Genomic DNA, 22,350 nt, shown 5'->3' on the forward strand with positions numbered 1-22,350 from the left:
CGCCGTCGGCCACTTGCAGCAGTGAAATACCGTCGTTGGCGTTGCGGCCTGCTACATCGTAGCCCTTGATCTGGGCTTGCATGCGCTCGGCAATGGCCAGGCCTGCGGCGTCGTCTTTGGCGCTGTTGACACGAAGGCCTGAGGACAGGCGGGCAATCGCGTTGTTCAAACCGATGCCAGAGCCTGAAAGGTTCTTCTGGGCGGTCAGTGAGGCTACGTTGGTGTTGATTCCTAGCATGATATTTCTCCAAGCAAATTTAGTTGATTCAAGCTGGCTGCGTCATCGTGTGCGCTGCCTTATGATTCATTAACGCTTGGAAAAACAAGAACTTTAGAAAAAAATGCAAAAAAATCCGCTTTTGCAAGAGAATTTTATTCAACCCTAAAGTTTTGAATTGTGTGGCCGTAATTCGCGCCTTCTCGAAACTTCCCCTGATTATCCAGTGCGTATTGCACGATGCACTTTCAAATCAGGGGTCGCTCGGAGTAAATCCTTACTTAACGCAGCAGGCTCAACACGTTGTTGGGCAGCTGGTTGGCCTGGGCCAACATGGCAGTACCGGCCTGTTGCAGAATCTGTGAACGGGTCAGGTTCGCAGTTTCCTTGGCAAAGTCAGCATCCATGATTCGGCCACGGGCAGAGCTCAGGTTGCTGCTGGTGGTTTCCAGTGAGGAAACAACTTGTTCCAGACGGCTCAAGCCAGCACCCACTGTGGCGCGCAAGTTGGTGATGTCGTCAATCGCGGTGTCGATGGTCGTGATTGCAGTTTCTGCGTTGGCGGCAGTGTCTACGCCACCGAAGGCGGTCACGATCAATGCTTGAGTTGCGCCACCCAGGGTGGTTTGCAGGTCGTTACCGGCAGCCAAACCATCGTCTGTCAGGTTGACGGCCAATGTGTCGGATGCAGCGTTGCCCGAACCAATTTGCAGTTCCACGGATTTCTGCGCAGCAGAGAATACGTTGTTGTCGTTGAAGGTGGTACCTGTTGCAACACGGCCCACTTCATTGGCCAGTTCCGTGAATTCACGGTTCAGGTTCAAGCGGTCGGTGTCGTTCAAGGTGCCGTTTTTGGCCTGAACGCCCAATTCACGCATACGCTGCAAGTTGTCGGTAATTTTGCCCAGTGCGCCGTCGGCCACTTGCAACAGTGAAATACCGTCGTTGGCGTTGCGAGCTGCGACATCGAAGCCGCGGATTTGTGCGGTCATGCGTTCTGCAATGGCCAGGCCGGCAGCGTCGTCTTTGGAGCTGTTAACACGCAAGCCAGAAGACAGGCGAGCGATTGAAGTTTCAAGGGAGCTGGCAGATCTGCTCAGATTGTTTTGTGCACCCAATGAAGGTGCGTTGGTATTAATTCCTAGCATGGTAATTACTCCGAAAAGATTTAGACAAATTAATCAGAAGTGATTTTCTTCTGTATCGTCTCGGTAAATCGTTCACCGATGACTATATATCGACTGATGATTTTTAATATTTAGGATATTTTTAAATATTTTTTTAAATTGTTCCTATTTAAGAAAAACAAAAACAGATTATCTTTTTCCTGATTTTCAAGAAAAAGATAATCTGTTTTAAAAACAAAAAGACGCAAGAAAAAAGGAGGGGTGGGTGGAACCCACCCCCTCTAAAACAACCGGCTATCAGGAATCAGATCAGCAGGCTGCTGCTTGGTCTACACAAGTACTACAACACGGCTACTACATTGAAATTGTTTCCTTTCTCATTCGGATTACTGCAACAGGCTCAGAACGTTGTTGGGCAACTGGTTGGCCTGGGCCAGCATGGCGGTGCCAGCCTGCTGCAAAATCTGTGAGCGGGTCAGTGCTGCCGTTTCCTTGGCGAAGTCTGCGTCCATGATTCGCCCACGGGCGGCCTGCAGGTTGGTGCTGGAGATGTCGGCAAAGGCAGCGACCTGTTCCAGTCGGCTTTGGCCCGCCCCCACCACCGCACGAATACCGGTGATGGCGTCAATCGACGCGTCCAGCGTGGTGATTGCGGTCGTGGCGTTGGCCACATCCAGAATGTCACCCAGGTTGGTTTGAATGTCGGCTGCACCGTTGGTCATGATGGTGGTCAGGTCATTGCCCGTGCTCAAGCCATCGTCGGTCAGGTTTAATTCCAGGGTGTCGGAAACCGCGTTGCCGGTGCCCACCTGGAAGCTTAATGTTTGGTTGGCGGCATCAAACAGGTTGTTGCCGTTGAAGGTGCTGCCGCTCACAATCCGGTCCACTTCGTTGGCCAGTTCCGTGTACTCACGGTTCAGGTTTACACGGTCGGTGGGGTTCAGTGTGCCGTTTTTGGCCTGAACAGCCAACTCACGCATACGTTGCAGGTTGTCGCTGATCTTGCCCATGGCGCCGTCGGCCACTTGCAGCAGTGAAATACCGTCGTTGGCGTTGCGGCCTGCTACATCGTAGCCCTTGATCTGGGCTTGCATGCGCTCGGCAATGGCCAGGCCTGCGGCGTCGTCTTTGGCGCTGTTCACACGAAGGCCTGAGGACAGGCGGGCAATCGCGTTGTTCAAACCGATGCCAGAGCCTGAAAGGTTCTTCTGGGCGGTCAGTGAGGCTACGTTGGTGTTGATTCCTAGCATGATATTTCTCCAAGCAAATTTAGTTGATTCAAGCTGGCTGCGTCATCGTGTGCGCCGCCTTATGACCTGTTATCGATGCAAGGAAATGAAACTTTAGGGCTTCATCTGCAAATAAAAAATATTGTTTTTGCACCCTCAAGTTCAAGGATTCGGTGTCGTAGTAAGTCGATTTTTACTGAGAAAGAATCTGCCTCTAACCCTCAAGTTTCTTGCAAAGGTGTCCGTTATCCCTCATATGCACTTAACAATTGGGATCCCAACACTAGGGGCAGCACGAAGTGGGGGTCAATCGAATGGGGGGATCCCCCCAAACTGTGATTCTTCCATCAAGCCTATTGAGCGACAGTGTGTCCATGTAAGGCAGTTCCCTACATGTTGAATTCCAGCTCGGTGACTCAATGAATGGAAGTTGGATGATTCAGGTAACCGGGCTTCAAGCCGAAGATACGTATGAGGGAATTGTCGCTGCGATCAAGAAAGCAGCGCAAATTGAGGATGCAGTACAACAGAGATTGAATTGGAGGATGTTCAAAATGAAAAGTACCCGCCTGCTAGATGAAATTCGCGAAACCAACCTGTCTTATTTGTTGCTGGCTCAGCAACTGATTCGCGAAGACCGCGCCGAAGCAACCTTCCGTTTGGGCATTTCCGAGGAAGTGGCTGAGTTGATCGATCAGCTGACCACAGCCCAGGTGCTGCGCATTGCCTCAAGCAATATGTTGATGTGCCGATTCCGTTTTGACGATGAAGTGGTGTGGAATTTGTTGACCAGCCACACCAAAGATCGCAGCGTCTCTGGCATGCATGCTGCAATCATCATGTCCGGCAAGGCAGTGAACGCAGCGGCGTAATCACAAACACGGTAATTATTCGGATGTAACAACAACAACTCAGGCATCCAACATTGACATCAGACAGGGGTCAAAAAAATCATGGCTAAAGTTAAATCAATCATCGACGAAGCAGCACAAATCCAGTTGGCCACAGAGCTGATTCGCCTCGATGCGCGTTTGCAGGTTCTCGAATCTGAAACCCAGTTGTCTCGCGAACGTTTGCTAAAGCTTTACAAAGAACTTAAACACAAATCGCCTCCGAAAGGCATGCTGCCGTTTTCAACCGACTGGTTCATGACCTGGCAGCCCAACATTCATTCTTCCCTGTTCATCAATATTTACCAAACGCTGATCAAGAGCACGGACATTGAAGACATTGAGGCCATCATCAAAGCGTACAGAATGTACCTTGAGCAAATTACCCAGCTGGGTTTGCCCGAAGTGCTGTCGCTGACACGCGCTTGGCGCCTGGTCAAGTTTTTTGATGCCGGCATGTTGACGACCACCGAATGCAAAGACTGTGAAGGCCGTTTTGTGGTGCACACCTATGAATTGGTGAATGACTATGTGTGTGGCCTGTGCCACATGCCTTCTCGTGCAGGCAAAACCCGCCAGTCGGCAGCCGACCGTTTCTTCAACGAAGAAGCCAGCATCGAAGCCTGAGTTTGCAAAGCCCAAGGGAGAAGGGCTTTTTCGTTTACCCCCGCTGCACCAAAAGGTCCGGTTGCATCCTCCCACCCTCTGTCTCTTCCGGGTCTGCAGTGGGGGTTTCTCATTTCTCAAATGACCAGCCAATGTTGCTGGTCATTTTCATTGAACCCCCCTCCAAAATGGCTATCACCAAGGATTGTGAAATCTTGGGCATGCCTTGAAATCGCCTGTAAAAGCCACTTTATTCGGACAAAAGATTTTACAAATTCTGCCGACAATACCTATACAGAAAAACCATTCATCGACAGAGAACCAAAGCCAATGTTAGTAGCAATCGGATTCGTGATCGTGACCTTCTCCGTGCTGGGCGGCTTCGCCTTCATGGGGGGACACTTGGTAACCCTGTGGCAACCCGTTGAAGTCTTGATCATTGGCGGCGGCGCCTTGGGTGCTTTTGTGGTCAGCAATACGCCCAGCATTTTGAAAGCAACTGGAAAGGCCTTGGGTGGTGCGTTTAAACCCAGCGCAATCACAAAAGCCTTTTACATGTCCCTGATGGCCTTGATGTATGAAATTTTGACCAAAGTGCGCAAGGAAGGCTTGATGTCGATTGAAGGCGATGTGGAAGAGCCTGAGCAAAGCCCCCTGTTTCAGAAGTATCCCGAGGTGCTGGCCGATCACCACATTGTTGAATTCCTGACCGACTACCTTCGCCTGATGGTGAGCGGTAACCTGAACCCCATGGAAATTGAAAACCTGATGGATGGCGAACTGGAAACCCACCATCAGGAAGCGCACACCCCACAGTCTGCTGTTCAGCAAATGGCGGATGGTTTGCCCGCATTCGGTATCGTGGCTGCGGTGATGGGTGTGGTGCACGTGATGGGCTCGGTGGGGCAGGTGAGTAACGCCGAATTGGGTGTGATGATTGCTGCTGCCCTGGTGGGTACCTTTCTGGGCATCTTGTTGGCCTACGGTTTTGTGGGCCCTTTGGCCAGCATTATCAACCACAAAATTGCCGAGTCATCCAAACCTTTTGAATGCGTCAAGACCACCTTGCTGGCCAGCCTCAACGGCTATTCGCCTGCACTGGCTGTGGAATTTGGCCGCAAGGTTTTGTATTCCACCGAGCGTCCAACTTTCATTGAACTGGAAGAGCACGTGAAGAGTACCAAGGGCAAATAAGGGCAAACAAGCACCATGGCGAAGTCTGACGAAGAACGTCCAATCATCGTAGTCAAGAAGATCAAGAAGGGTGGCCATGGTCACCACGGCGGCGCATGGAAAATTGCCTACGCCGACTTCGTGACTGCCATGATGGCTTTCTTTCTCTTGATGTGGTTGCTGGGTTCGACCTCGGAAGGCGACCTCAAAGGCATCTCGGATTACTTCAATTCACCCTTGAAGGTGGCACTTGTTGGGGGTCCCGGATCGGGCACCGCAACGAGTGTAATAGATGCGGGCGGTACGGATTTGTCGCGCTCTGTTGGGCAAATTAAAAGCGGAAGTACCGACAAAGCGACGAACAGCAGTGCAGCCGATGCCACTGCCGAGGCACTCGAGCGCGCAGAGTCCAGGCGCTTGCTTGAATTAAAGGGGGAAATAGAGGGCCTAATCGACGCATCAGATTTGATGAAACAGTTTAAAAATCAAATCATGCTCGACATTACGCCTGAGGGTTTACGAATTCAAATTGTGGATGAGCGAAATCGCCCCATGTTTGATTCGGGCAGTGCGGTGTTGAAAGATTACATGAAAGACATTTTGCGGAGTCTGACCAAGTTGCTCAACCAGGTGCCCAACAAGCTGACCTTGTCAGGCCACACCGATGCAACACCCTATGCAGCGGGCAACAAAGGTTACAGCAACTGGGAACTCTCGGCAGACCGGGCCAACGCCAGTCGCCGTGAAATGACGCTGGCAGGCATGCCAGACAGCAAAATGTTGCGTGTGGTGGGTTTGGCTTCCTCGGTGTCGCTGGATGAGAAAGACCCCTACGCCGCAGTGAACCGAAGAATTGCGATTGTTGTGATGAACAAACGCGCAGAAGAAGCAGTGCGAGCGCTGGCCAATCTGGATGAAGGACAAGATCCCAGTTTGATTGAGCTGCCACCCGTACCCAAAGTTGAAGGCTTGCCGTTCCCAAAAAACGGGCCAGGCACGAATTGAAAGAAACAGACTATTTGTCAGGAGCAACATGATGCAAAACGATTATCGCTTGATGAACATGATTGACGAGAAGGCAAGACTGGCGGGCTCCAACAAAATGGAGCTGTTGCTGTTCTCCTTGGGTTCCACCGAAGTGTTCGGTATCAACGTGTTCAAGGTTCGCGAAGTGTGCGAGACCTTGCCCATCACGCGAACGCCCAATATGCCGGCTGGCGTGGAAGGCATTATTTCATTGCGCGGCAGTATCTTGCCGGTAATTGACCTGGCTCAATGTTTGCGCATGGACAATGGTTCCACCCGAACCAAACTGATCATCACCGAGTTTTCTTCACACACGCAGGCTTTCCTGGTGCAGGACGTGGACCGCATCGTACGCGTGGATTGGGAGCAGGTGAAATCGCCTCAAAGCATTGGTCAATCGCAAAGCGCCATGATCACTGCACTGACTGAACTGCCCGATGGCAAGCTGGTGTCGATTCTGGACGTTGAGCAAATTCTGGGTGAAGTGATTGGTGAAGGCGATGTACCCAATATGGACAGCATGCGCCCGGACCATCCTTACCCCGTGTTCTTTGCCGATGACTCGAACATGGCCCGCAAGAAAATTACTGAAGTGCTCGAAAAACTTCACCTGCCTTATCAAAGCGCGATCAATGGTCGCGAGGCGTGGGAAAAACTGCGCAATATCGCCAGCCGTGCCGAGCAGGAAAACAAAGACATTCGGGATGTGGTTTCCCTCATTCTGGTGGATGCCGAAATGCCTGAAATGGACGGCTATGTATTGACACGTCACATCAAGGAAGATGTTCGCTTCAAGGGTATTCCTGTGGTGATGCATTCCTCACTGTCGTCAGTGGCAAACAAGAAGTTGGGTCAGCAAGTGGGTGTGGATGCCTATGTGGGCAAATTCCACCCCGAAGAGCTGGCGCAGATGGTTACCTCAATGCTTCACCCAGCGTAAGGAGCAAGCATGAATCCCGAAGATTTAAGAATCCTGATTGTTGACGACTTCTCGACCATGCGTCGAATTGTTCGCAACCTGTTGAAGGAAATTGGCTACAACAACGCGGATGAGGCGGAAGACGGCGCAGTGGCTTTGGCCAAACTGAAAGCTGGCAATTTCAACTTCGTTGTCAGTGATTTGAACATGCCCAATATGAACGGCTTCGAATTGCTACAAAACATTCGTGCGGATGCCGAACTCAAGCATTTGCCAGTGTTGCTGGTGACTGCCGAGGCCAAGAAGGAAGACATTGTAACCGCCGCCCAAATGGGTGCAAATGGTTACATCGTCAAGCCTTTTACCAAGGCAACCCTGGAAGAGAAGCTGGGCAAGATCGTCGCGAAGATGTCTGTCTAATTACGAAGAATCAGAAATGGAGAGGTCGCAACGATGAGCCCAGATAATCTGAAAAGCGGTGACAACGACGATTTGGAAGCGTTGTTTGATGAAATCGCAGAACAACGTGTTTGGGATGATGCGCCCGCAGCTGCGCCCCAGGCCGCCACAGACGCTGACACTGAAGCCCAGCAAGCGGTGAGCTCTGTCGCCACCGAAGAAGAGCCGCACGATGTATTCCGCCGTGTGGGTTCTCTGACCCGCAAGTTGCACGATGCACTGCGCGAACTGGGCTACGACAAAAGCGTTGAGCATGCGGTGAACGCATTGCCCGATGCACGTGCCCGTTTGAATTACATTGCTGACCTGACAGGCAAGGCCGCCGAAAAAGTGCTGGCTGCGGTGGAGGCTTCGCAAAAGCTGAATGACGATGTGTCTGCCCGCGCAGCCGAGCTCGACAAACAATGGGATCGTCTCTACAACAACGAGATGAGCCTGGAAGAGTTTAAATCGCATGCCCGTGAGAATCGCGAATTTGTCAAAGAGATCAGCCAGTGCAGTGGTCAACTGGGTGGTCACCTCACCGACATCATGATGGCGCAAGACTTCCATGACCTGACAGGCCAGGTGGTCAATCGCATCGGCAATATGGCGCAGGGTCTTGAAGAACAACTGGTTCAGTTGTTGCTCGACACCACGCCACCTGACCAGCGCAAGCAGGTTGAAGAAACATTCCTCAATGGTCCGGCCATCAATGCAGCAGGCCGTACCGATGTGTGCAGCAATCAAAGCCAGGTCGATGACCTGCTGGAAAGCCTCGGCTTCTAACAACACCAACAGCCGGGCTGACGTGGGAGAAAATAAATGAGCGCATTCAGTGATGTCGAACTGCTACAAGACTTCTTGACCGAGGCAGGCGACTTGTTGGAAGACGTGGACAGCAAACTGGTCGAGCTTGAACAAAGCCCGGAAGACGCCGATTTGTTGGCCACCGTATTCCGCGGTTTCCACACCATCAAGGGCGGCGCAGGCTTTCTGGAAGCCACGCACCTGGTTGAGTTGTGCCACAAAACAGAAAACCTGTTTGATCTGCTGCGTTCCAAAAAACTGGTGCTGGATGCTGAAATGATGGACTCCATCATGGCCGCCACCGGTGAAGTGCATCGCATGTTCGGTGAAATGCGCAATGGTCATCAGCCAGGTGCAGCACCTCAAGAATTGCTGGATGCCCTGGATGCCGCAATCGAAGGACGCACAGTGGCAGCGGCCGTTGCGCCTGTTGTGGAAGTAGCTCCAGCAGCACCCACGCCAGCCCCGACCAACACACTCAATGACCTTGCGCAAATTTCAGAAGATGATCTGGATTGGGCGGGTTTGTACGAAGCCGTGGTGGGTGTACCGCCACGCGAACTTGAGCAGGCCGCGCTAAGCACAGGCATGGCCACGGAGGCAATTGCCAAACAGGCTGCGGCTGCGGTTCGCCCCAAGGCACCACCTCCCAAAGCCAAGGCCGCTCAGCCTGCTGCAGCAACAGCCAAAGAAAATACAATTCGTGTGGACACCGCGCGTTTTGATCAAATCCTGAATCTCAGTGGTGAAATTGGTTTGACCAAAAACCGTTTGAACTGCCTGTTTCAGGCTTTTGCATCCGGTGCCAGCAATGAAGAGTTGATCAAGTCGCTTGACACCGTGGTTGGGCAGCTCGACATGTTGGTCTCCGACCTGCAATCGGCCGTCATGAAGGCGCGCATGCAGCCCGTGGGTCGCGTGTTCCAGAAATACAGTCGCCTGGCTCGTGATGTGTCACGTCAGTTGGGCAAAGATGTTGAATTGGTGATTGAAGGTGCAGAAACCGAGGTGGACAAGTCCATTCTCGAAGAGTTGAACGACCCCTTGATTCACCTGGTACGCAATGCAGTTGACCATGGCATTGAAACCATCACTGACCGCACAGCCTGTGGCAAGAATCCCAAGGGTATTGTGAATTTGTCTGCACGCCAGACCGGCGATCACATTGTGATCGAGATTCAGGATGACGGCCGTGGCATGCGCCCGGAAATTATTCGCGAGAAAGCAGTTGAAAAAGGTTTGATTTCTGCTGAAGAAGCAGGGCAGTTGAGCGTGCAGGAAAGCCTGCAACTGATTTTCCTGCCGGGTTTCTCAACCAAAGACCAAATTTCAGACATTTCAGGCCGTGGTGTTGGCATGGATGTGGTGAAAACCAATATCCAACGCCTCAATGGTCGAATTGAAATTCAATCCGAACCCGGTCAAGGTTCTACCATCACCATTTTGCTGCCATTGACCTTGGCAATTTTGCCAGTGTTGATGTTGAAGCTTGAAGAACAAATTTATTCCCTGCCTTTGTCCTGTGTTCGGGAAATCATTCCGATCGAAGAAGACAAGGTGCAATACGTGGGTGGAAAGCCCACCATGGTGGTTCGCGGTGAGGTCATTCCTTTGCTCGATCTGGCCACCTTGATTGGTCGTGAAAGTGCGCCGAATCCGAAAGTGGGTGTACTCACCATCAGCGGCAACAAGGCTTGTATTCTGGCGGTTGATTCACTGGTGGGTCAGGACGAAGTCATGATCAAACCACTGGATGGTGTCAAGCCCAAAGGCGTAGCCGGGGCCACATTGTCCGGTGAGGGCTTGCTGGTTCTGGTGCTCGAACTTCGAGAGTTGATCGAGGGCAAGTTGTAACTTGAACTGGCGTGTTTTTCCATGTTTCCTAACCCAAATGGTTGACTCGTCTTGCTTCGATAATTGAAACATCGGCACAAGATGCCAATGACATTCACACACACACCCGATACACCAAGTTGGGGGCAAGGAGTTGACCTTATGAATTCACTGTATCGCTCGATTGAGAAAACCTTTTTCTACACGCTCAGTCGAAAACTGTTCGGTAACGTCGCCGGTATTGCAAGCATCGTTTTAATCGCTTATCTGGTCCTCTACAGTTGGGCCATGAACAAACTGGCCCCCGAGCAAATCAGTGACTTCCGCCTCATCATTACGATTTCCCTGGGTTTTACCTTGTTGGCCTGTGCAGGTGCTTTTGTGTACCTGCGTCACCTGATTGTGCGTCCCGTGCATTTGCTCAGTGAACGCATGGACCAGCTTGCCAACGGCGAAGGCGACTTGTCGGTTGATTTGCCCACTGTCACAGAGGACGAGTTGCGCGGCCTGGCCGAGAACTACAATGCCTTTATGGTGCGTTTGCGCGATCTCATTCACGAAATTCGTCGAATGACGGCACAAGTGTCCATGGAATCGGTGCGCGTGTCTGGCAGTTTGAAAGACGCCAGCCGCACTGCCGACAAACAGGGCAACATCACTTCTGAAATTTTTCAAGCGGCCGACATGGCATCCAGTGCGATGGAGAATGTTGCCAACAGCGCGAATTATTTGTCGCGGGCCACCGGTGAGCACCTGGAAACAGTCAACTCCTCGTACCGCGAGCTGCTGGCCGTGGCCGATGAAATGAACTCGGCCTCTGGCAGTTTGAACAGCTTTGGACACACTGTGGAAAAACTCGCAGAAACCGGCAAAGGCATTGAGAGCATTGTCAAACTGATCAATGACATTTCGGATCAAACCAATTTGCTGGCCTTGAATGCTGCCATTGAAGCCGCACGAGCCGGTGAACAGGGTCGTGGTTTTGCGGTGGTCGCCGATGAAGTTCGTGGTTTGGCTGAGCGTGTGAAATCTGCCACCGGTGAAATTCGCGGCAATATTTCATCCATGCTTAGCCTGGTCGGAGAAACACAGCAAGAAACCCGTGAAATCAACCAGAGCATTTTGAAAGGCCAGGAAACAGTCAGCACATCGTCTGCGAAGTTTTCAGGCATGGTTCACAGTTTTGAAGAAATGAGCACGCAGATCAACGATGTGACCCAGCAAGTGCAATCGGTCAAGCAGATTAATCTGGAAGTTTCAGGCAAGGCCTCCGAGATTCGTGAAACAGCCCAGTCGGTGATCAACCAAACCAGCGAATCTGAAAAATCCAGCTCGGAACTGGCTGCAGCCACCGATCGAATCAAAGAACTGGTCGCCCGTTTCAAGATCGGCAAAGGCGCTTACGAACAAATTATCGAGCAGGCCATTCTGGCCCGTGAGCAGTGTAAAAATATTCTGGTTCAAGCCCTGGACAATGGGCATGATATTTTCGATGAAGCCTACAAGCCAGTGCCCAACTCCAATCCGCAAAAATACAGCACTTGCTACGACAAGGCAGTGGAGCGCCAGTTGCAGGGCGCTTACGACCAGCTGGTGGCCAATGTGCCCGGCTCGGTTTTCTCCTTGTGCGTGGATAGAAAAGGTTATGCACCTACCCACAACAGCAAGTATTCACGCCCCCTGACAGGTGACCTTAAAAAAGATTTGGTGGAAAGCCGGGACAAACGCATGTTCAGCGACCCAGTGGGTTTGCGTGCTGCACAAAACCTGTCGCCCTGGTTGTTGCAAACCTATCGGCGTGACACTGGTGAAGTCTTGAATGATTTGTCCTTGCCCATTGAAATCAACGGACGCCATTGGGGCGGACTGCGCCTGGGCTTCAGCCCCGAGCTGTTGATCAAAGATTAAAACCCGGTATTAAAAAACGGATAGGGGTCCGTTTCTCACCGCGCTCAGGCGCGGTTTTTTTTTGCCCAATCGCTGAGCGGTGTTTCGCAGGTGTTCAATATCTCAATCAACCTCGCAGTGCTGTTCTCGAAGTGCGAAATGCTTTTGACACCCGACTGCCGACAGGTCACTTCAAGTTCTTCTGCCAAGGCTCTACATGCCTCAAAACCGATTGCAGCACTTGCACCTTTCACATTGTGGGCCGCATCACCCAGCGCGTTGAGATCTTGTCTGTCACAGGCCGCTTGGAGGTTTCCTGTGTAGTTCGGACATTCCTTGATGAATACCTTGATCAGCATGGCCAACAAGTCAGTGTCATTGTCGATGCGCTCCAGCGCCTCGGTGGGGTCGTAATGCATGTGTTTGGTGGTGAATCCGGAAGAATCCCATGTTACCTGCTCAAATCGGGGTTTTGATTTGAGTACATCCTTTTCATAATAAGAACATTCCAACACCACAGGTGCTGCTTTGGCAGAAGAAACCGATCAGGAAAAAGACTTACCCGCGTCGGAACAGAAGATCCGTAAAGCGCGGGAAGAGGGCAACTTACCCCGATCCAGAGAACTGGGCGGGGGAGTTGTGCTGCTCGCTGGTGTCGGTTTGCTGTACACCATGGGCGGTGAGCTGGTCAGTCAAAGTGAAAAGTTGATGCGCCAGGGCTTGATGCTGGATCGAGCCCAAGCCTTTGACACCAAGCACATGGGTTTGAAATGGGTGTCCATGTTGCAGGAAAGCCTGTTCATTCTCGTGCCCCTTTTTCTCGTGGTGGTGGTGGCTGCGATTGCATCCAATGTTGCGGTGGGCGGCTTTAACTGGTCGACCAAACCGCTTGAACCCAAGATTTCAAAGCTGAACCCGATCAAGGGGCTCAAGAATATATTCTCGGTGAATGGCTTGGCTGAGTTGGTCAAAGCCATTTTGAAAACAGTGGTGTTGGGCGGCGTGGGTTACCTGTTGTTGATGCAAGACCTTGGTGAATTTACCCAACTGTCCGCCATGCCGCTTGAACATGGCATGGCCGAGACTGCGCGAATCACCATCAAGGACGCACTCATTCTTGCAATTGCATTCCTGTTGATTGTTTCAATCGATGTGCCTTACCAGTTGTGGCGTTACTACAAAGGGTTGCGCATGAACATGGAAGAACTCAAGCGCGAATCGAAGGAATCGGAAGGTGACCCCCACCTGAAAGGCAAGATCAAGAGCATGCAGCGAGAAGCAGCACGCCGACGCATGATGGCTTCCGTACCGAATGCCGATGTGATCGTGACCAACCCGACGCACTACTCAGTGGCCTTGAAGTACGACAAAGACGGCAAAGGTGCACCGCGTGTGGTGGCCAAGGGCATCGGCCCGCTGGCCTTGAAAATTCGGGAAGTGGCCAAAGAAAACAAAGTACCTACGGTTGAAGCACCGCCACTGGCCCGTGCTTTGTATTCCAATGTGGAACTTGAGCAGGAAATTCCGGGCGCTTTGTACACGGCGGTGGCCAAGTTGCTGGCGTATGTTTATGCGCTTGCGGAAGGCAAAGGCCACATGGTGGAAGTGCCGGGCGAAGCGGATATTCCGAAGGGCATGGATCCTGGGCCGGCGGCTTGATCATCACCGCTGCGTGGGTTGCTTGCGCTGAATGTCACTGGTGACTCTTGATCTGAACTTGAAGGGTCACCGCTGCGGTTTCCTGCTGGTTTCTTGCCAACTCGGCATGGGTTACTTGTGCCGCACTGAAAACCGCTTGATCCCTTTTTGACTTTATTCTTGCTCACCTCGCTCGGCAAAAGGGCGGGCCGAGTCTCGGTGTCGGCTTAACGCCGAACGCTGCGACTAAACTCAAACGGGGCGGTTTTCTTGAAGTGCGTCCCAAGCAATCCCACTGCCGAGTTGGCTTAAACCTCTCGTGCGCAGACATTTGCAAGTTCAGCTCTGCGTCACCGCAGGGTTCAACGCCCAATCGGCGGCGGTGTTTCGATCGCCTCGCCTTCAAGAAAACCTGCCCTTGCGTGCCGAGCAGGGCCGGTGTCGCCCGGCATGGGCGACAGAGAACGAGCCCGACCCGCTTTTTAGGAGGGTCGTTCTCAGGCATCGTGAGGCTCAGCAAGGGAGTTACAGGTTTTCAGGCGAGAGATCGGAACCCAAGCCGATCGGGCAGTTAACCGGCAGGCGAGAGATTGAAACCCAAGCCGATTGGGCAGTTAACCGGCAGGCGAGAGATCGGAACCCAATCCACAATAAGGCGGTAAATCACCTTCAATTCCTCCGTTGAGAAAAGCTAAAGTTTTCCATAATTGAACCGTTAACAACTTGATGGGCGGAATTGTGGCCTCCACCGCATTCTCACTGGACTTCATAAAAGCAGGTCTGAGCGGCGACAAGGTAAAAACCTTGGGCGCGCCAATCTTCATCATCATGATCTTGGTCATGATGATTTTGCCTGTACCGCCTTTCGCGCTCGATTTGTTCTTCACATTCAACATCGCGCTCAGCCTCATGGTGTTGGTTGCAGCGCTGTACACCACCCGTCCCCTTGATTTCGCTGCCTTCCCCACCATTCTGTTGGTGACCACATTGCTACGCCTCAGCTTGAACGTGGCCTCAACACGTGTGGTGCTCATGAATGGTCATGAAGGTCCTGATGCTGCCGGTAAGGTGATTGAAGCGTTCGGGCATTTTCTGGTCGGCGGCAACCTTGCAGTCGGTATCGTGGTGTTCGTAATTTTGATGTTGATCAACTTCGTGGTGATCACCAAAGGTGCAGGCCGTATTGCGGAAGTGTCCGCCCGTTTCACATTGGATGCCATGCCCGGCAAACAAATGGCGATTGATGCCGACTTGAATGCCGGTTTGATCGCTGAAGACGAAGCCCGCAAGCGCCGTGCTGAAGTCAGTCAGGAAGCCGAGTTTTTCGGTTCCATGGATGGTGCCAGCAAATTTGTGCGTGGCGACGCCATGGCCGGCATCATGATTTTGATCATCAACATCATTGGCGGTTTCGCCGTGGGTGTAATGCAACACGACATGACCTTCGCCGATGCGGGCAGCAATTATGTATTGCTCGCCATTGGCGACGGCCTGGTGGCGCAGGTTCCTGCCCTGGTCATTTCAATTGCAGCCGGTTTGGTCGTGGCCCGAGTGGGTCAAGGTCAGGACATTGGCACCCAATTGGCCAGTCAATTGCTCAAGTCCCCACAGGCTGTGGGCATCACCGCTGGCATCATGGCCCTGCTGGGTATTATTCCCGGCATGCCCAGTTTTGCATTCTTGCTCTTGGCCGCCGGGTTTGCTTACCTGTCTTATCACCTTGCCAAAAAGTCCACGGTTCAGAAGGTGACAGCCACCACCGACGACCAGGCAAAAATCAAAGCAGCGACCACTGAAGCACAAGAAGCCACCTGGGACGACCTGGTTCCAATCGACACCATTGCGCTGGAAGTGGGTTACCGCTTGATCGCGCTGGTCGACAACAAACAAGATGGCGATTTGCTCAAACGCATCAAGGCCATTCGCAAAAAGTTTGCGCAGGAAATCGGCTTCTTGCCACCCGCAGTACATCTGCGTGACAACCTGGAACTGCGCCCATCGGTTTACCGTATTTTGCTCAAAGGCGTGTGCATGGGCGAGGGCGAAGTGTTCCCGAACCAACACCTGGCGATCAACCCCGGCCGTGTCACCATGCAGTTGCCTGGTCCACAAACCACCGACCCCGCATTTGGTTTGCCTGCCGTATGGATTTCCGACGACCAAAAAGAAAAGGCCAACGCTGCTGGCTACACCGTGGTGGATGCCTCCACCGTGGTGGCCACGCACTTGTCGCATATTTTGCAAACCTCGGCTGCCCAGTTGTTGGGCCGCACTGAAACCCAGCAGTTGCTGGACCATTGTGCGAAAACATCACCCAAGGTGGTGGAAGACCTCACCCCGAAATTACTGGATGTTGCAGTGATTCAAAAAGTGCTGCAAAACCTGCTGGACGAAAGCGTACACATTCGCGATTTGCGCACCATTTTTGAAACCTTGCTTGAAAACGGTGTTCGCACCAAGAATCCGCTTGAACTCACTGCTGCTGTGCGTGTTGCCTTGGGCCGCGCCATCGTGCAGGCCCTGGCTGGTACCAGCGAAGACCTCAATGTGCTGGTCATGGAGCCCAAGCTGGAACAGATGATTTCCCATGCACACACCGCAGCCGGTCAAGACCAGGTGGGCATCGATCCCAACCTGGCTGAAAACCTGGCTCGTCAAACCGCCGATGCAGCCGGTCGTCAAGAGCAACTGGGCCAAAGCCCTGTGTTGTTGGTGCCCGATGCCCTGCGTTTGTCCATGGCCCGTTTACTCAAGCGCGCAGCCCCGAATCTTCGGGTCTTGTCGCACAGTGAAATTCCTGAAAACCGTACTATCCGCGTTGCGCAAGTCGTAGGAGCGAAAGCATGAAGCTGAAAAAATTCACAGCCCCCACCACAAGAGAGGCCTTGCAAAAGCTGCGTGCTGAACTGGGTGAAGACGCCATCATCTTGTCGACCAAGCAAACCGCTGCGGGCACTGAAGTGCTGGCTGCCTCCTCGCAAGACCTGGACACCGTGACCGAAAAGCCTGCCGCCTCGTCTGCGCCACTGTCCTGGACCAAGGCAGAGCGCACGCAGTTTGCTGCACAAGAGGCCACGCGCAAGCCTACACCGGCTGAAAAAATTGCACAGCAGGTGGCTGCACAACGTGATGTGTTGATCAACCGCGCACCTGAGGTGACTCATCAAATTCCGAACGCGATGCCAGCGCCCGACATGATTTCCGATGTGGCCAAGCGCCGTTCGCAAGCCGCAAGCGACGCCATGGCCAGCGAGCAAACCGCAGTGCTGGAAGAAATCAAGCAAATGCGCCAGTTGCTGAAAGACCAAATGGCCATGATCACCTGGCGTGATGCACTGGAGAAAAACCCCCAGCGCGGCGAACTGTGGAACCAGTTAACCCAATCCGGGTTCTCCCCTTTGTTTGCACGCACCGTGGTTGAAAAGCTGCCGGCTGAACTTTCGGACAGCCAAGTGCAGGACTGGGTGATGAATGTCATCAAGAAAAACCTGAATGTGGTTCCGGCCGACAAAGACATCGTTGAAACCGGCGGCACATTCGCGCTGGTGGGCCCCACCGGCGTTGGAAAAACCACCACCACAGCCAAACTGGCTGCACGTTGTGTGGTGAAGTACGGCGCGGACTCCTTGGGCTTGATCACCACCGACAGCTATCGAATTGGCGCGCAAGACCAACTGCGCATTTACGGCAAAATTTTGGGCGTGCAGGTGTACACCGCACAAACCCACGCCGACCTGGCCCAGTTGCGCAACACCATGCAGCGCAAGCGCCTTATTCTGATTGACACCGTGGGCATGGGCCAGCGCGATTCTCGCGTGGCCGAGCAAACCAAAATTCTGACCGACAGCCATGTCAAACGCGTGTTGCTGCTCAATGCCACCAGCCAGCCTGAAACGCTGGATGATGTTGTGCGTCATTACAAAAGCACAGGCCTGAACGGCGCAATTTTGTCCAAGCTGGATGAAGCCATCAAGATTGGCGGCGTGCTGGATGTGGTTATGCGTCACAAACTGGCCTTGCACTACATTGCCACTGGCCAGCGCGTGCCTGAAGACCTGTTCCCTGCCGACCCACGCGTGTTGGTGCACCGTGCCATGCGCGCACGCAGCAGCCAGGCGTTTCAAGCCTCGAGCGAGGAATTGAAATGGAAAATGGCCCAAGTCTCTGCGACTGGAATTTGACGTTTCATGGTCAACTAGAACCTATGGATCAAGCCAAAACACTTCGACACTTGTTGGGCCGCAAAGCCGCCACCATTCACCCGATTCTGGGTGACATGGGCAGCGATTATGCAGCCTGCCTGGCCCGTTTTGTATTGGAACAGCAAGCGCGCGCTGACCGCGCGGCTGTGTTGTTTGACGGGTCCGCCGGCGGCTTGCCCCAATTGCTGCCACCGCATGCCCGCATCGACCTGGTCGAGTTTTTCAACGGCAAGCTGAACCTGGAAGACCAGGTCCTTGAGCTGGCCGAATCCCAATACTTGGTGGTGGCCCGAATTGGCCTGGAAGCCCTGGCCAAAAAGCCAGCCCAAGCGGCGGCTTTGCTGGGCAAGCTTCACCGCATGCCCGTAAGCTGCGACCGCTTTTATGCCACCTTGCCCTATGAGGCAGTTGAGCTGGCCAAGGCTTTTTCTCCGCAAGACGACTGGTATTGGGTAGTACAACCCACCGCAAGATCGGTGACACGTGCTTTTCAGGCCATTCGTTCTTCAAAAGGGGTAGACGAAAATATTCACCATCGTGTTATTGTTGCAGGTGTAAGAAGCACAGATGAAGCCGATCACGTGTTCGCAAATTTACTGGAAAGCACCTCGAGCCTTCTGGTCAACCCCCTGCAATACGCGGGGCATTTGCCAGCCTTGCCCTCGGGCAAAGCCTTGAACCAGGTCGGTCGGGAGATGATTGCGGCAGGTCGGCGAATCGCAAAAGCCATATGCTCTTTCGACGAACACGCACTGGCGTAATAACAAGACAGGAAGCACAGACTCCATGTACACAGCCCAGGGCACTTTAGACAAATCAAAGCAGGTGGACCAGTACATCCCATTGGTTCGCAGGTTGGCCCATCACTTGATCGCCAAGCTACCGGCGTCCGTGCAAATCGACGACCTCATACAAGCCGGCCTGATCGGCCTGATGGACGCGATTACCCGCTTCGAAGAGGGGCAGGGCGCCCAATTCGAAACCTATGCAAGTCAGCGAATTCGTGGCTCCATGCTCGATGAACTGCGTTCTGCAGACTGGATGCCACGCGGCGTGCGCCAGGCTCAACGAAAAATTGAAACTGCAACCCTCAAGGCCGAGCAGAAGTTGGGGCGTTCAGCCACCGAGAAAGAGATTGCCGATGTCATGGGCGTAAGCCTGGATGAATATCAGGACATGTTGTTCGATTCGCGTGGCGCATCGCTGGTGTTTTACGACGATTACGCAGACGACGGCGATGGTGAGGGCTATCTGGATCGCCAAATTGGTGGCGACGAAGAGGCCAATCCGCTTGAAATGCTGGGTGACCAACGTTTCCGGGAAAACCTGATTCAGGCCATTGAAGACCTGCCTGAACGTGAAAAAATGCTCATGGGACTGTATTATGAGCAAGAGTTAAACTTCCGTGAAATCGCCGCTGTCCTTGGCGTGACCGAGTCCCGGGTGTGCCAGTTGCACACACAGGCAGTCAGTCGCCTCAAAGCCAAGCTTCGCGAACACTAAGCACACATGGCTGATCCCAAAGCCCAGGGAAAACCGAAAACCTTTGAGCAATCTCGCACCAGGGTCAATCGCTCCCTGGTTCTGGTCATTCTCACCGGCATTGGTCCTTTGGCACTTGCTGCCTTTTACATGGCAGCCACCACATCCGACCCTGCCAACTGGAATTTGACCATTTTGCTCACGTTGGCTTTTGGCGTGCTGGGCGCCTGGTTCATGGGCAACAAGCTCATGTCGGGCCTGCTTGAAATCATCCGCTCATCCATTCAGTCTGAAAGCCAGTTGCGCCGCTTGATGGAGCTGTCTGGCGATTGGTACTGGCAGCAGGATTCTGCCCACACCATTGTGCGAATCATTTACCGGGGCAAAGACCAAAACAGCAATTCCCGCAGTGGTTTCAAATTGCCCTTCGATGGCCTGGCCCGCTGGGATGTGGAAGGCTTGAAGTGTATCGACCCGCGTTACAACTGGGATAGTTTCAAAGAACTGCTCGACAGCCACCAGCCCTTTGATCGGGTCTGTTTTGAATACTGGCCCCAGAACCATGAGCGCATCATTTTTGAATCGACAGGGCGCCCCCTGTACAACGCCAACGGTGATTTCGTGGGCTACATGGGCGTGTCCTCTGACCGCACGCAGAAACGGCTGAATGAACAACTGCTGTCTTTGCAACGTTCCTTGCTGCAAGGCGTTTTGCTGTCTGCGCCCATTCCGGAATTGGCGGCCTCTTACGCCCGTGGCCTTAAAAACTGCCTGACCGTGCATGCTGAAGTGGTGCTGGGTTTCAGGGACAAGTCTGAACACAACCACTGGCGGGTTCGGGGCACCAATCCGAATTTGCGCATGCCATTTGAAAAAGGGCAGGCATTTTGGGACAACGCAGAACAACTGTGCGAGCCCCTGGAAGGTCACGATCAACACGGCCTGGTGTGGCTCGCCAAAATGAAAACCGAGCATTATTTCGAGGACAATTGGGCCACTGAATTGGGCATAAGCGCGGTGTGGTTCGCCCTTCGAAAAGCCAGGGAGCCGAATCAGCCCGAGTACTGGATCATGGTGGCCCAGCAAGGTGTCGACAACACCGGGCATGACGATGTGTTGCGTGTGCTCACCGCCATTCGCCTGCTGGGGCTGTGTGTCGAGCGCCGGGTTTTCGAAGACGATTTACAGGGTTTGAATGGCACGCTCGAACAACGAATCAACGACCGGACTGCCGAGCTTACCCGCAGCAACTCTGAACTGGAAGCATTCACCTACACCGTGTCTCACGACCTGCGTGCCCCACTTCGCGCCATTGATGGTTTTTCCAGCATCTTGAAAGAAGATTTCGCGGAAAGCCTGCCCGAGGATGCGCGTGGCCTGCTCGACCGAATCAGCAACAATGCTCGCCAGATGGGCGGATTGATTGATGGCCTGCTCGACTTTTCCCGCTTGTTGCGAACCGATGTTGCGCGAGTGCGTGTTGATCAACAACAACTGCTGGATCAAATTCTGGATCAGCTTGATGCCCGAAGAAAAAATGTCGTGGAATTGTGCGAGTTGCCACCAGTCTATGCCGACCCGGTGTTGCTCAAACAGGTGTGGATGAATTTGATCGACAATGCCTTGAAGTTCAGCAGCAAGGCCGAACAGCCGAGAGTCGCCATTGAATGCGAAAAAGTAGGGCGTTTTTACCGCTTCAGCGTGACCGACAATGGTGCCGGCTTCGACATGAAATATGCCGACAAACTGTTCAATGTGTTTGAACGTTTGCATCACAAAAAAGATTTCGATGGCACCGGCGTGGGCCTGGCCATTGTCAAACGAATCATCGAGCGTCACGGCGGCGAAATCAGCGCCACGGGTGGGCTGGGGCAGGGGGCCTGTTTCACCTTCACCTTGCCTGAGCACGCCGACCTGACTGACTAAAAGGATATTTGCCATGGCAGATGTAGTACTGGTTGACGACAACTCCAACGACGCAGACCTCGCTTTGCGCGTGGTGCGTAAAACCTCCTCAAGTTCAACCACGGTGTTGCTGGAGGACGGAGAACGGGCCATCGAATATTTCAAGCAATTGATGGAGGATCACCCCAAAGACAGCGCCGCCTTGAATTTACCCAAGTTGGTATTGCTGGATCTGAAACTGCCCAAGCTGGATGGTCTGGAAGTGTTGAAGTTTTTGCGTTCGCATGATGTGTTTAAAACCATGCCGATTGTTGTGCTGTCTTCATCGCGAGAAATCAGCGATGTGAAGCGGTCTTATGAGTTGGGGGTCAACAGTTTTGCAGTCAAGCCAGTGCAATTCGATCAGTACCTGACCCGAATTTCTGCACTGGTGTCTTATTGGCTAACGATCAACGAATTACCGCGCGGGGCATAGTACCACCGGTCAGGGCTGACTGGCTCATACCGCCCTTGGGTCCGTATGTGTCACTGGCGGTGGGCTTTTGTTCAGCCACTGCAGCCGCAGTCAAAATTGAAATTCTTTCCTGCAAACCAGCCAGTTGTTCTGTCACCAGTTCGCCGTTCGTTTTGTTCAAACGTTGTGCGTGGCTCAGGGTAGTGCGCAGGGTTGAGTAGGTACCCAACAGGCGGGGCTCATGTGCGGCCAACACGTCGGCCCACAAGGCAATGCCATCCATATTGGGTTGAAAGCCTTCAGCCTTGGCCAGTTGCACGTTGTTGAGGTAACGTTTCTCCAGCTCCAGCATCATGGCTTCTTTGCGAAGTGCCAGGCTGTTCAGCTCGGTGGTTTGAAGTTTCACGAGGCACGCCTGCTCTTCAAGCAAGATGTCAACCAGCGCCATGGCCATGTCACATTCATAGGCCAGGTTGCGGTACAAATTTTTTGCTGCGTCTGCGTGCGACATAAT

General features: G+C 53.1%; 22 protein-coding genes. 16 read left to right on the forward strand and 6 right to left on the reverse strand.

All coding sequences use genetic code 11. From position 1 onward, the window contains the following. The 3 genes from FCS97_RS15110 to FCS97_RS15120 all read right to left on the reverse strand — a co-directional run. Positions 1 to 238 (reverse strand): flagellin N-terminal helical domain-containing protein (locus tag FCS97_RS15110; protein ID WP_484177321.1); only part of this gene is annotated, 238 nt, incomplete at its 3' end. Positions 239 to 498: 260 nt separating this feature from the next. Further along, positions 499 to 1,365, reverse strand: a complete 867-nt coding sequence (locus tag FCS97_RS15115; RefSeq protein WP_138519279.1) for a flagellin N-terminal helical domain-containing protein — start codon at positions 1,363 to 1,365, stop codon at positions 499 to 501. 365 nt (positions 1,366 to 1,730) lie between these two features. Next, entirely contained in the window at positions 1,731 to 2,594 is an 864-nt protein-coding gene (locus tag FCS97_RS15120; RefSeq protein ID WP_138519280.1) for a flagellin N-terminal helical domain-containing protein, read from the reverse strand. A 398-nt stretch (positions 2,595 to 2,992) separates the two neighbouring features. Here FCS97_RS15120 and flhD point away from each other — a divergent pair, with 398 nt between their 5' ends. The 9 genes from flhD to FCS97_RS15165 all read left to right on the forward strand — a co-directional run bounded on the left by flhD (position 2,993) and on the right by FCS97_RS15165 (position 12,176). Further along, positions 2,993 to 3,445 (forward strand): flagellar transcriptional regulator FlhD, encoded by a 453-nt coding sequence (gene flhD / locus FCS97_RS15125; protein WP_342776973.1) that lies wholly within the window; start codon positions 2,993 to 2,995, stop codon positions 3,443 to 3,445. An 81-nt stretch (positions 3,446 to 3,526) separates the two neighbouring features. Next, positions 3,527 to 4,090 (forward strand): flagellar transcriptional regulator FlhC, encoded by a 564-nt coding sequence (gene flhC / locus FCS97_RS15130; protein ID WP_138519281.1) that lies wholly within the window; start codon positions 3,527 to 3,529, stop codon positions 4,088 to 4,090. Positions 4,091 to 4,399: 309 nt separating this feature from the next. Continuing rightward, positions 4,400 to 5,263 carry a flagellar motor stator protein MotA gene (gene motA / locus FCS97_RS15135; RefSeq protein ID WP_138519282.1) on the forward strand — a complete coding sequence of 288 codons (864 nt, stop codon included), beginning with the start codon at positions 4,400 to 4,402 and terminating at the stop codon, positions 5,261 to 5,263. 15 nt (positions 5,264 to 5,278) lie between these two features. Next, entirely contained in the window at positions 5,279 to 6,247 is a 969-nt protein-coding gene (motB, locus tag FCS97_RS15140) for a flagellar motor protein MotB (protein ID WP_138519283.1), read from the forward strand. A 31-nt stretch (positions 6,248 to 6,278) separates the two neighbouring features. After that, a complete protein-coding gene (locus FCS97_RS15145) occupies positions 6,279 to 7,208 on the forward strand; it encodes a chemotaxis protein (RefSeq protein WP_246066395.1) in 930 nt (309 codons plus the stop codon). Positions 7,209 to 7,217: 9 nt separating this feature from the next. Next, positions 7,218 to 7,607, forward strand: coding sequence for a chemotaxis response regulator CheY (cheY, locus tag FCS97_RS15150; RefSeq protein WP_105028596.1), 390 nt, complete (start codon positions 7,218 to 7,220; stop codon positions 7,605 to 7,607). Between the two features lie 33 nt (positions 7,608 to 7,640). Further along, the gene (locus FCS97_RS15155) at positions 7,641 to 8,414 is read left to right on the forward strand and encodes a protein phosphatase CheZ (protein ID WP_138519285.1); all 774 of its coding nucleotides are present in this window, start codon (positions 7,641 to 7,643) and stop codon (positions 8,412 to 8,414) included. A gap of 36 nt (positions 8,415 to 8,450) precedes the next feature. Then, the gene (locus FCS97_RS15160) at positions 8,451 to 10,289 is read left to right on the forward strand and encodes a chemotaxis protein CheA (RefSeq protein WP_138519286.1); all 1,839 of its coding nucleotides are present in this window, start codon (positions 8,451 to 8,453) and stop codon (positions 10,287 to 10,289) included. Between the two features lie 141 nt (positions 10,290 to 10,430). Continuing rightward, the gene (locus FCS97_RS15165; RefSeq protein WP_171035336.1) at positions 10,431 to 12,176 is read left to right on the forward strand and encodes a methyl-accepting chemotaxis protein; all 1,746 of its coding nucleotides are present in this window, start codon (positions 10,431 to 10,433) and stop codon (positions 12,174 to 12,176) included. 44 nt (positions 12,177 to 12,220) lie between these two features. On the opposite strand, the gene FCS97_RS15170 is transcribed toward FCS97_RS15165, so the two are convergent. Then, a complete protein-coding gene (locus tag FCS97_RS15170; RefSeq protein WP_138519288.1) occupies positions 12,221 to 12,667 on the reverse strand; it encodes an Hpt domain-containing protein in 447 nt (148 codons plus the stop codon). Between the two features lie 16 nt (positions 12,668 to 12,683). Here FCS97_RS15170 and flhB point away from each other — a divergent pair, with 16 nt between their 5' ends. Further along, complete coding sequence (gene flhB / locus FCS97_RS15175; protein WP_138519289.1) at positions 12,684 to 13,814, forward strand: flagellar biosynthesis protein FlhB; 1,131 nt, start codon at positions 12,684 to 12,686, stop codon at positions 13,812 to 13,814. Between the two features lie 593 nt (positions 13,815 to 14,407). Here flhB and FCS97_RS16730 read toward each other — a convergent pair. Next, positions 14,408 to 14,635: a hypothetical protein gene (locus FCS97_RS16730; protein ID WP_246066396.1), complete on the reverse strand. Its 228-nt coding sequence runs from the start codon at positions 14,633 to 14,635 to the stop codon at positions 14,408 to 14,410. Here FCS97_RS16730 and flhA point away from each other — a divergent pair. From flhA to FCS97_RS15205, 6 genes are read left to right on the forward strand one after another with little or no spacing between them, the layout of a single operon-like run. Then, complete coding sequence (gene flhA, locus FCS97_RS15180) at positions 14,634 to 16,640, forward strand: flagellar biosynthesis protein FlhA (RefSeq protein WP_246066397.1); 2,007 nt, start codon at positions 14,634 to 14,636, stop codon at positions 16,638 to 16,640. The two genes, FCS97_RS16730 and flhA, sit on opposite strands and share 2 nt — an antisense overlap. Beyond that, complete coding sequence (gene flhF / locus FCS97_RS15185) at positions 16,637 to 17,974, forward strand: flagellar biosynthesis GTPase FlhF (RefSeq protein ID WP_138519291.1); 1,338 nt, start codon at positions 16,637 to 16,639, stop codon at positions 17,972 to 17,974. Before flhA ends, flhF begins: the two co-directional genes overlap by 4 nt. A 23-nt stretch (positions 17,975 to 17,997) precedes the next feature. Further along, positions 17,998 to 18,756 carry a hypothetical protein gene (locus FCS97_RS15190; RefSeq protein ID WP_138519292.1) on the forward strand — a complete coding sequence of 253 codons (759 nt, stop codon included), beginning with the start codon at positions 17,998 to 18,000 and terminating at the stop codon, positions 18,754 to 18,756. 25 nt (positions 18,757 to 18,781) lie between these two features. Continuing rightward, the gene (locus FCS97_RS15195; RefSeq protein WP_138519293.1) at positions 18,782 to 19,498 is read left to right on the forward strand and encodes an RNA polymerase sigma factor FliA; all 717 of its coding nucleotides are present in this window, start codon (positions 18,782 to 18,784) and stop codon (positions 19,496 to 19,498) included. Between the two features lie 6 nt (positions 19,499 to 19,504). After that, on the forward strand, positions 19,505 to 21,403 hold the full coding sequence (locus FCS97_RS15200; RefSeq protein ID WP_138519294.1) for a sensor histidine kinase: 1,899 nt from the start codon (positions 19,505 to 19,507) through the stop codon (positions 21,401 to 21,403). Positions 21,404 to 21,416: 13 nt separating this feature from the next. Beyond that, on the forward strand, positions 21,417 to 21,857 hold the full coding sequence (locus FCS97_RS15205; RefSeq protein ID WP_008251752.1) for a response regulator: 441 nt from the start codon (positions 21,417 to 21,419) through the stop codon (positions 21,855 to 21,857). Here FCS97_RS15205 and flgN read toward each other — a convergent pair. Then, on the reverse strand, positions 21,832 to 22,347 hold the full coding sequence (gene flgN, locus FCS97_RS15210) for a flagellar protein FlgN (RefSeq protein ID WP_138519295.1): 516 nt from the start codon (positions 22,345 to 22,347) through the stop codon (positions 21,832 to 21,834). The two genes, FCS97_RS15205 and flgN, sit on opposite strands and share 26 nt — an antisense overlap. Positions 22,348 to 22,350 lie beyond the last annotated feature (3 nt).

The organism is Limnobacter alexandrii (genome assembly GCF_005871185.1).
Lineage (GTDB): Bacteria > Pseudomonadota > Gammaproteobacteria > Burkholderiales > Burkholderiaceae_B > Limnobacter > Limnobacter alexandrii.

Bases quoted from the DNA above. Each gene is read 5' to 3' on its own strand.
- FCS97_RS16730 (WP_246066396.1), bottom strand. From the start codon at position 14,635: ATGACCAAGATCATGATGATGAAGATTGGCGCGCCCAAGGTTTTTACC.
- cheY (WP_105028596.1), top strand. From the start codon at position 7,218: ATGAATCCCGAAGATTTAAGAATCCTGATTGTTGACGACTTCTCGACC.
- FCS97_RS15145 (WP_246066395.1), top strand. From the start codon at position 6,279: ATGCAAAACGATTATCGCTTGATGAACATGATTGACGAGAAGGCAAGA.
- FCS97_RS15160 (WP_138519286.1), top strand. From the start codon at position 8,451: ATGAGCGCATTCAGTGATGTCGAACTGCTACAAGACTTCTTGACCGAG.
- flhA (WP_246066397.1), top strand. From the start codon at position 14,634: ATGATGATTTTGCCTGTACCGCCTTTCGCGCTCGATTTGTTCTTCACA.
- FCS97_RS15195 (WP_138519293.1), top strand. From the start codon at position 18,782: ATGTACACAGCCCAGGGCACTTTAGACAAATCAAAGCAGGTGGACCAG.
- motB (WP_138519283.1), top strand. From the start codon at position 5,279: ATGGCGAAGTCTGACGAAGAACGTCCAATCATCGTAGTCAAGAAGATC.
- flhC (WP_138519281.1), top strand. From the start codon at position 3,527: ATGGCTAAAGTTAAATCAATCATCGACGAAGCAGCACAAATCCAGTTG.
- FCS97_RS15155 (WP_138519285.1), top strand. From the start codon at position 7,641: ATGAGCCCAGATAATCTGAAAAGCGGTGACAACGACGATTTGGAAGCG.
- flhD (WP_342776973.1), top strand. From the start codon at position 2,993: ATGAATGGAAGTTGGATGATTCAGGTAACCGGGCTTCAAGCCGAAGAT.
- motA (WP_138519282.1), top strand. From the start codon at position 4,400: ATGTTAGTAGCAATCGGATTCGTGATCGTGACCTTCTCCGTGCTGGGC.
- flgN (WP_138519295.1), bottom strand. From the start codon at position 22,347: ATGTCGCACGCAGACGCAGCAAAAAATTTGTACCGCAACCTGGCCTAT.
- FCS97_RS15205 (WP_008251752.1), top strand. From the start codon at position 21,417: ATGGCAGATGTAGTACTGGTTGACGACAACTCCAACGACGCAGACCTC.
- FCS97_RS15165 (WP_171035336.1), top strand. From the start codon at position 10,431: ATGAATTCACTGTATCGCTCGATTGAGAAAACCTTTTTCTACACGCTC.
- FCS97_RS15120 (WP_138519280.1), bottom strand. From the start codon at position 2,594: ATGCTAGGAATCAACACCAACGTAGCCTCACTGACCGCCCAGAAGAAC.
- FCS97_RS15190 (WP_138519292.1), top strand. From the start codon at position 17,998: ATGGATCAAGCCAAAACACTTCGACACTTGTTGGGCCGCAAAGCCGCC.
- FCS97_RS15200 (WP_138519294.1), top strand. From the start codon at position 19,505: ATGGCTGATCCCAAAGCCCAGGGAAAACCGAAAACCTTTGAGCAATCT.
- flhF (WP_138519291.1), top strand. From the start codon at position 16,637: ATGAAGCTGAAAAAATTCACAGCCCCCACCACAAGAGAGGCCTTGCAA.
- FCS97_RS15115 (WP_138519279.1), bottom strand. From the start codon at position 1,365: ATGCTAGGAATTAATACCAACGCACCTTCATTGGGTGCACAAAACAAT.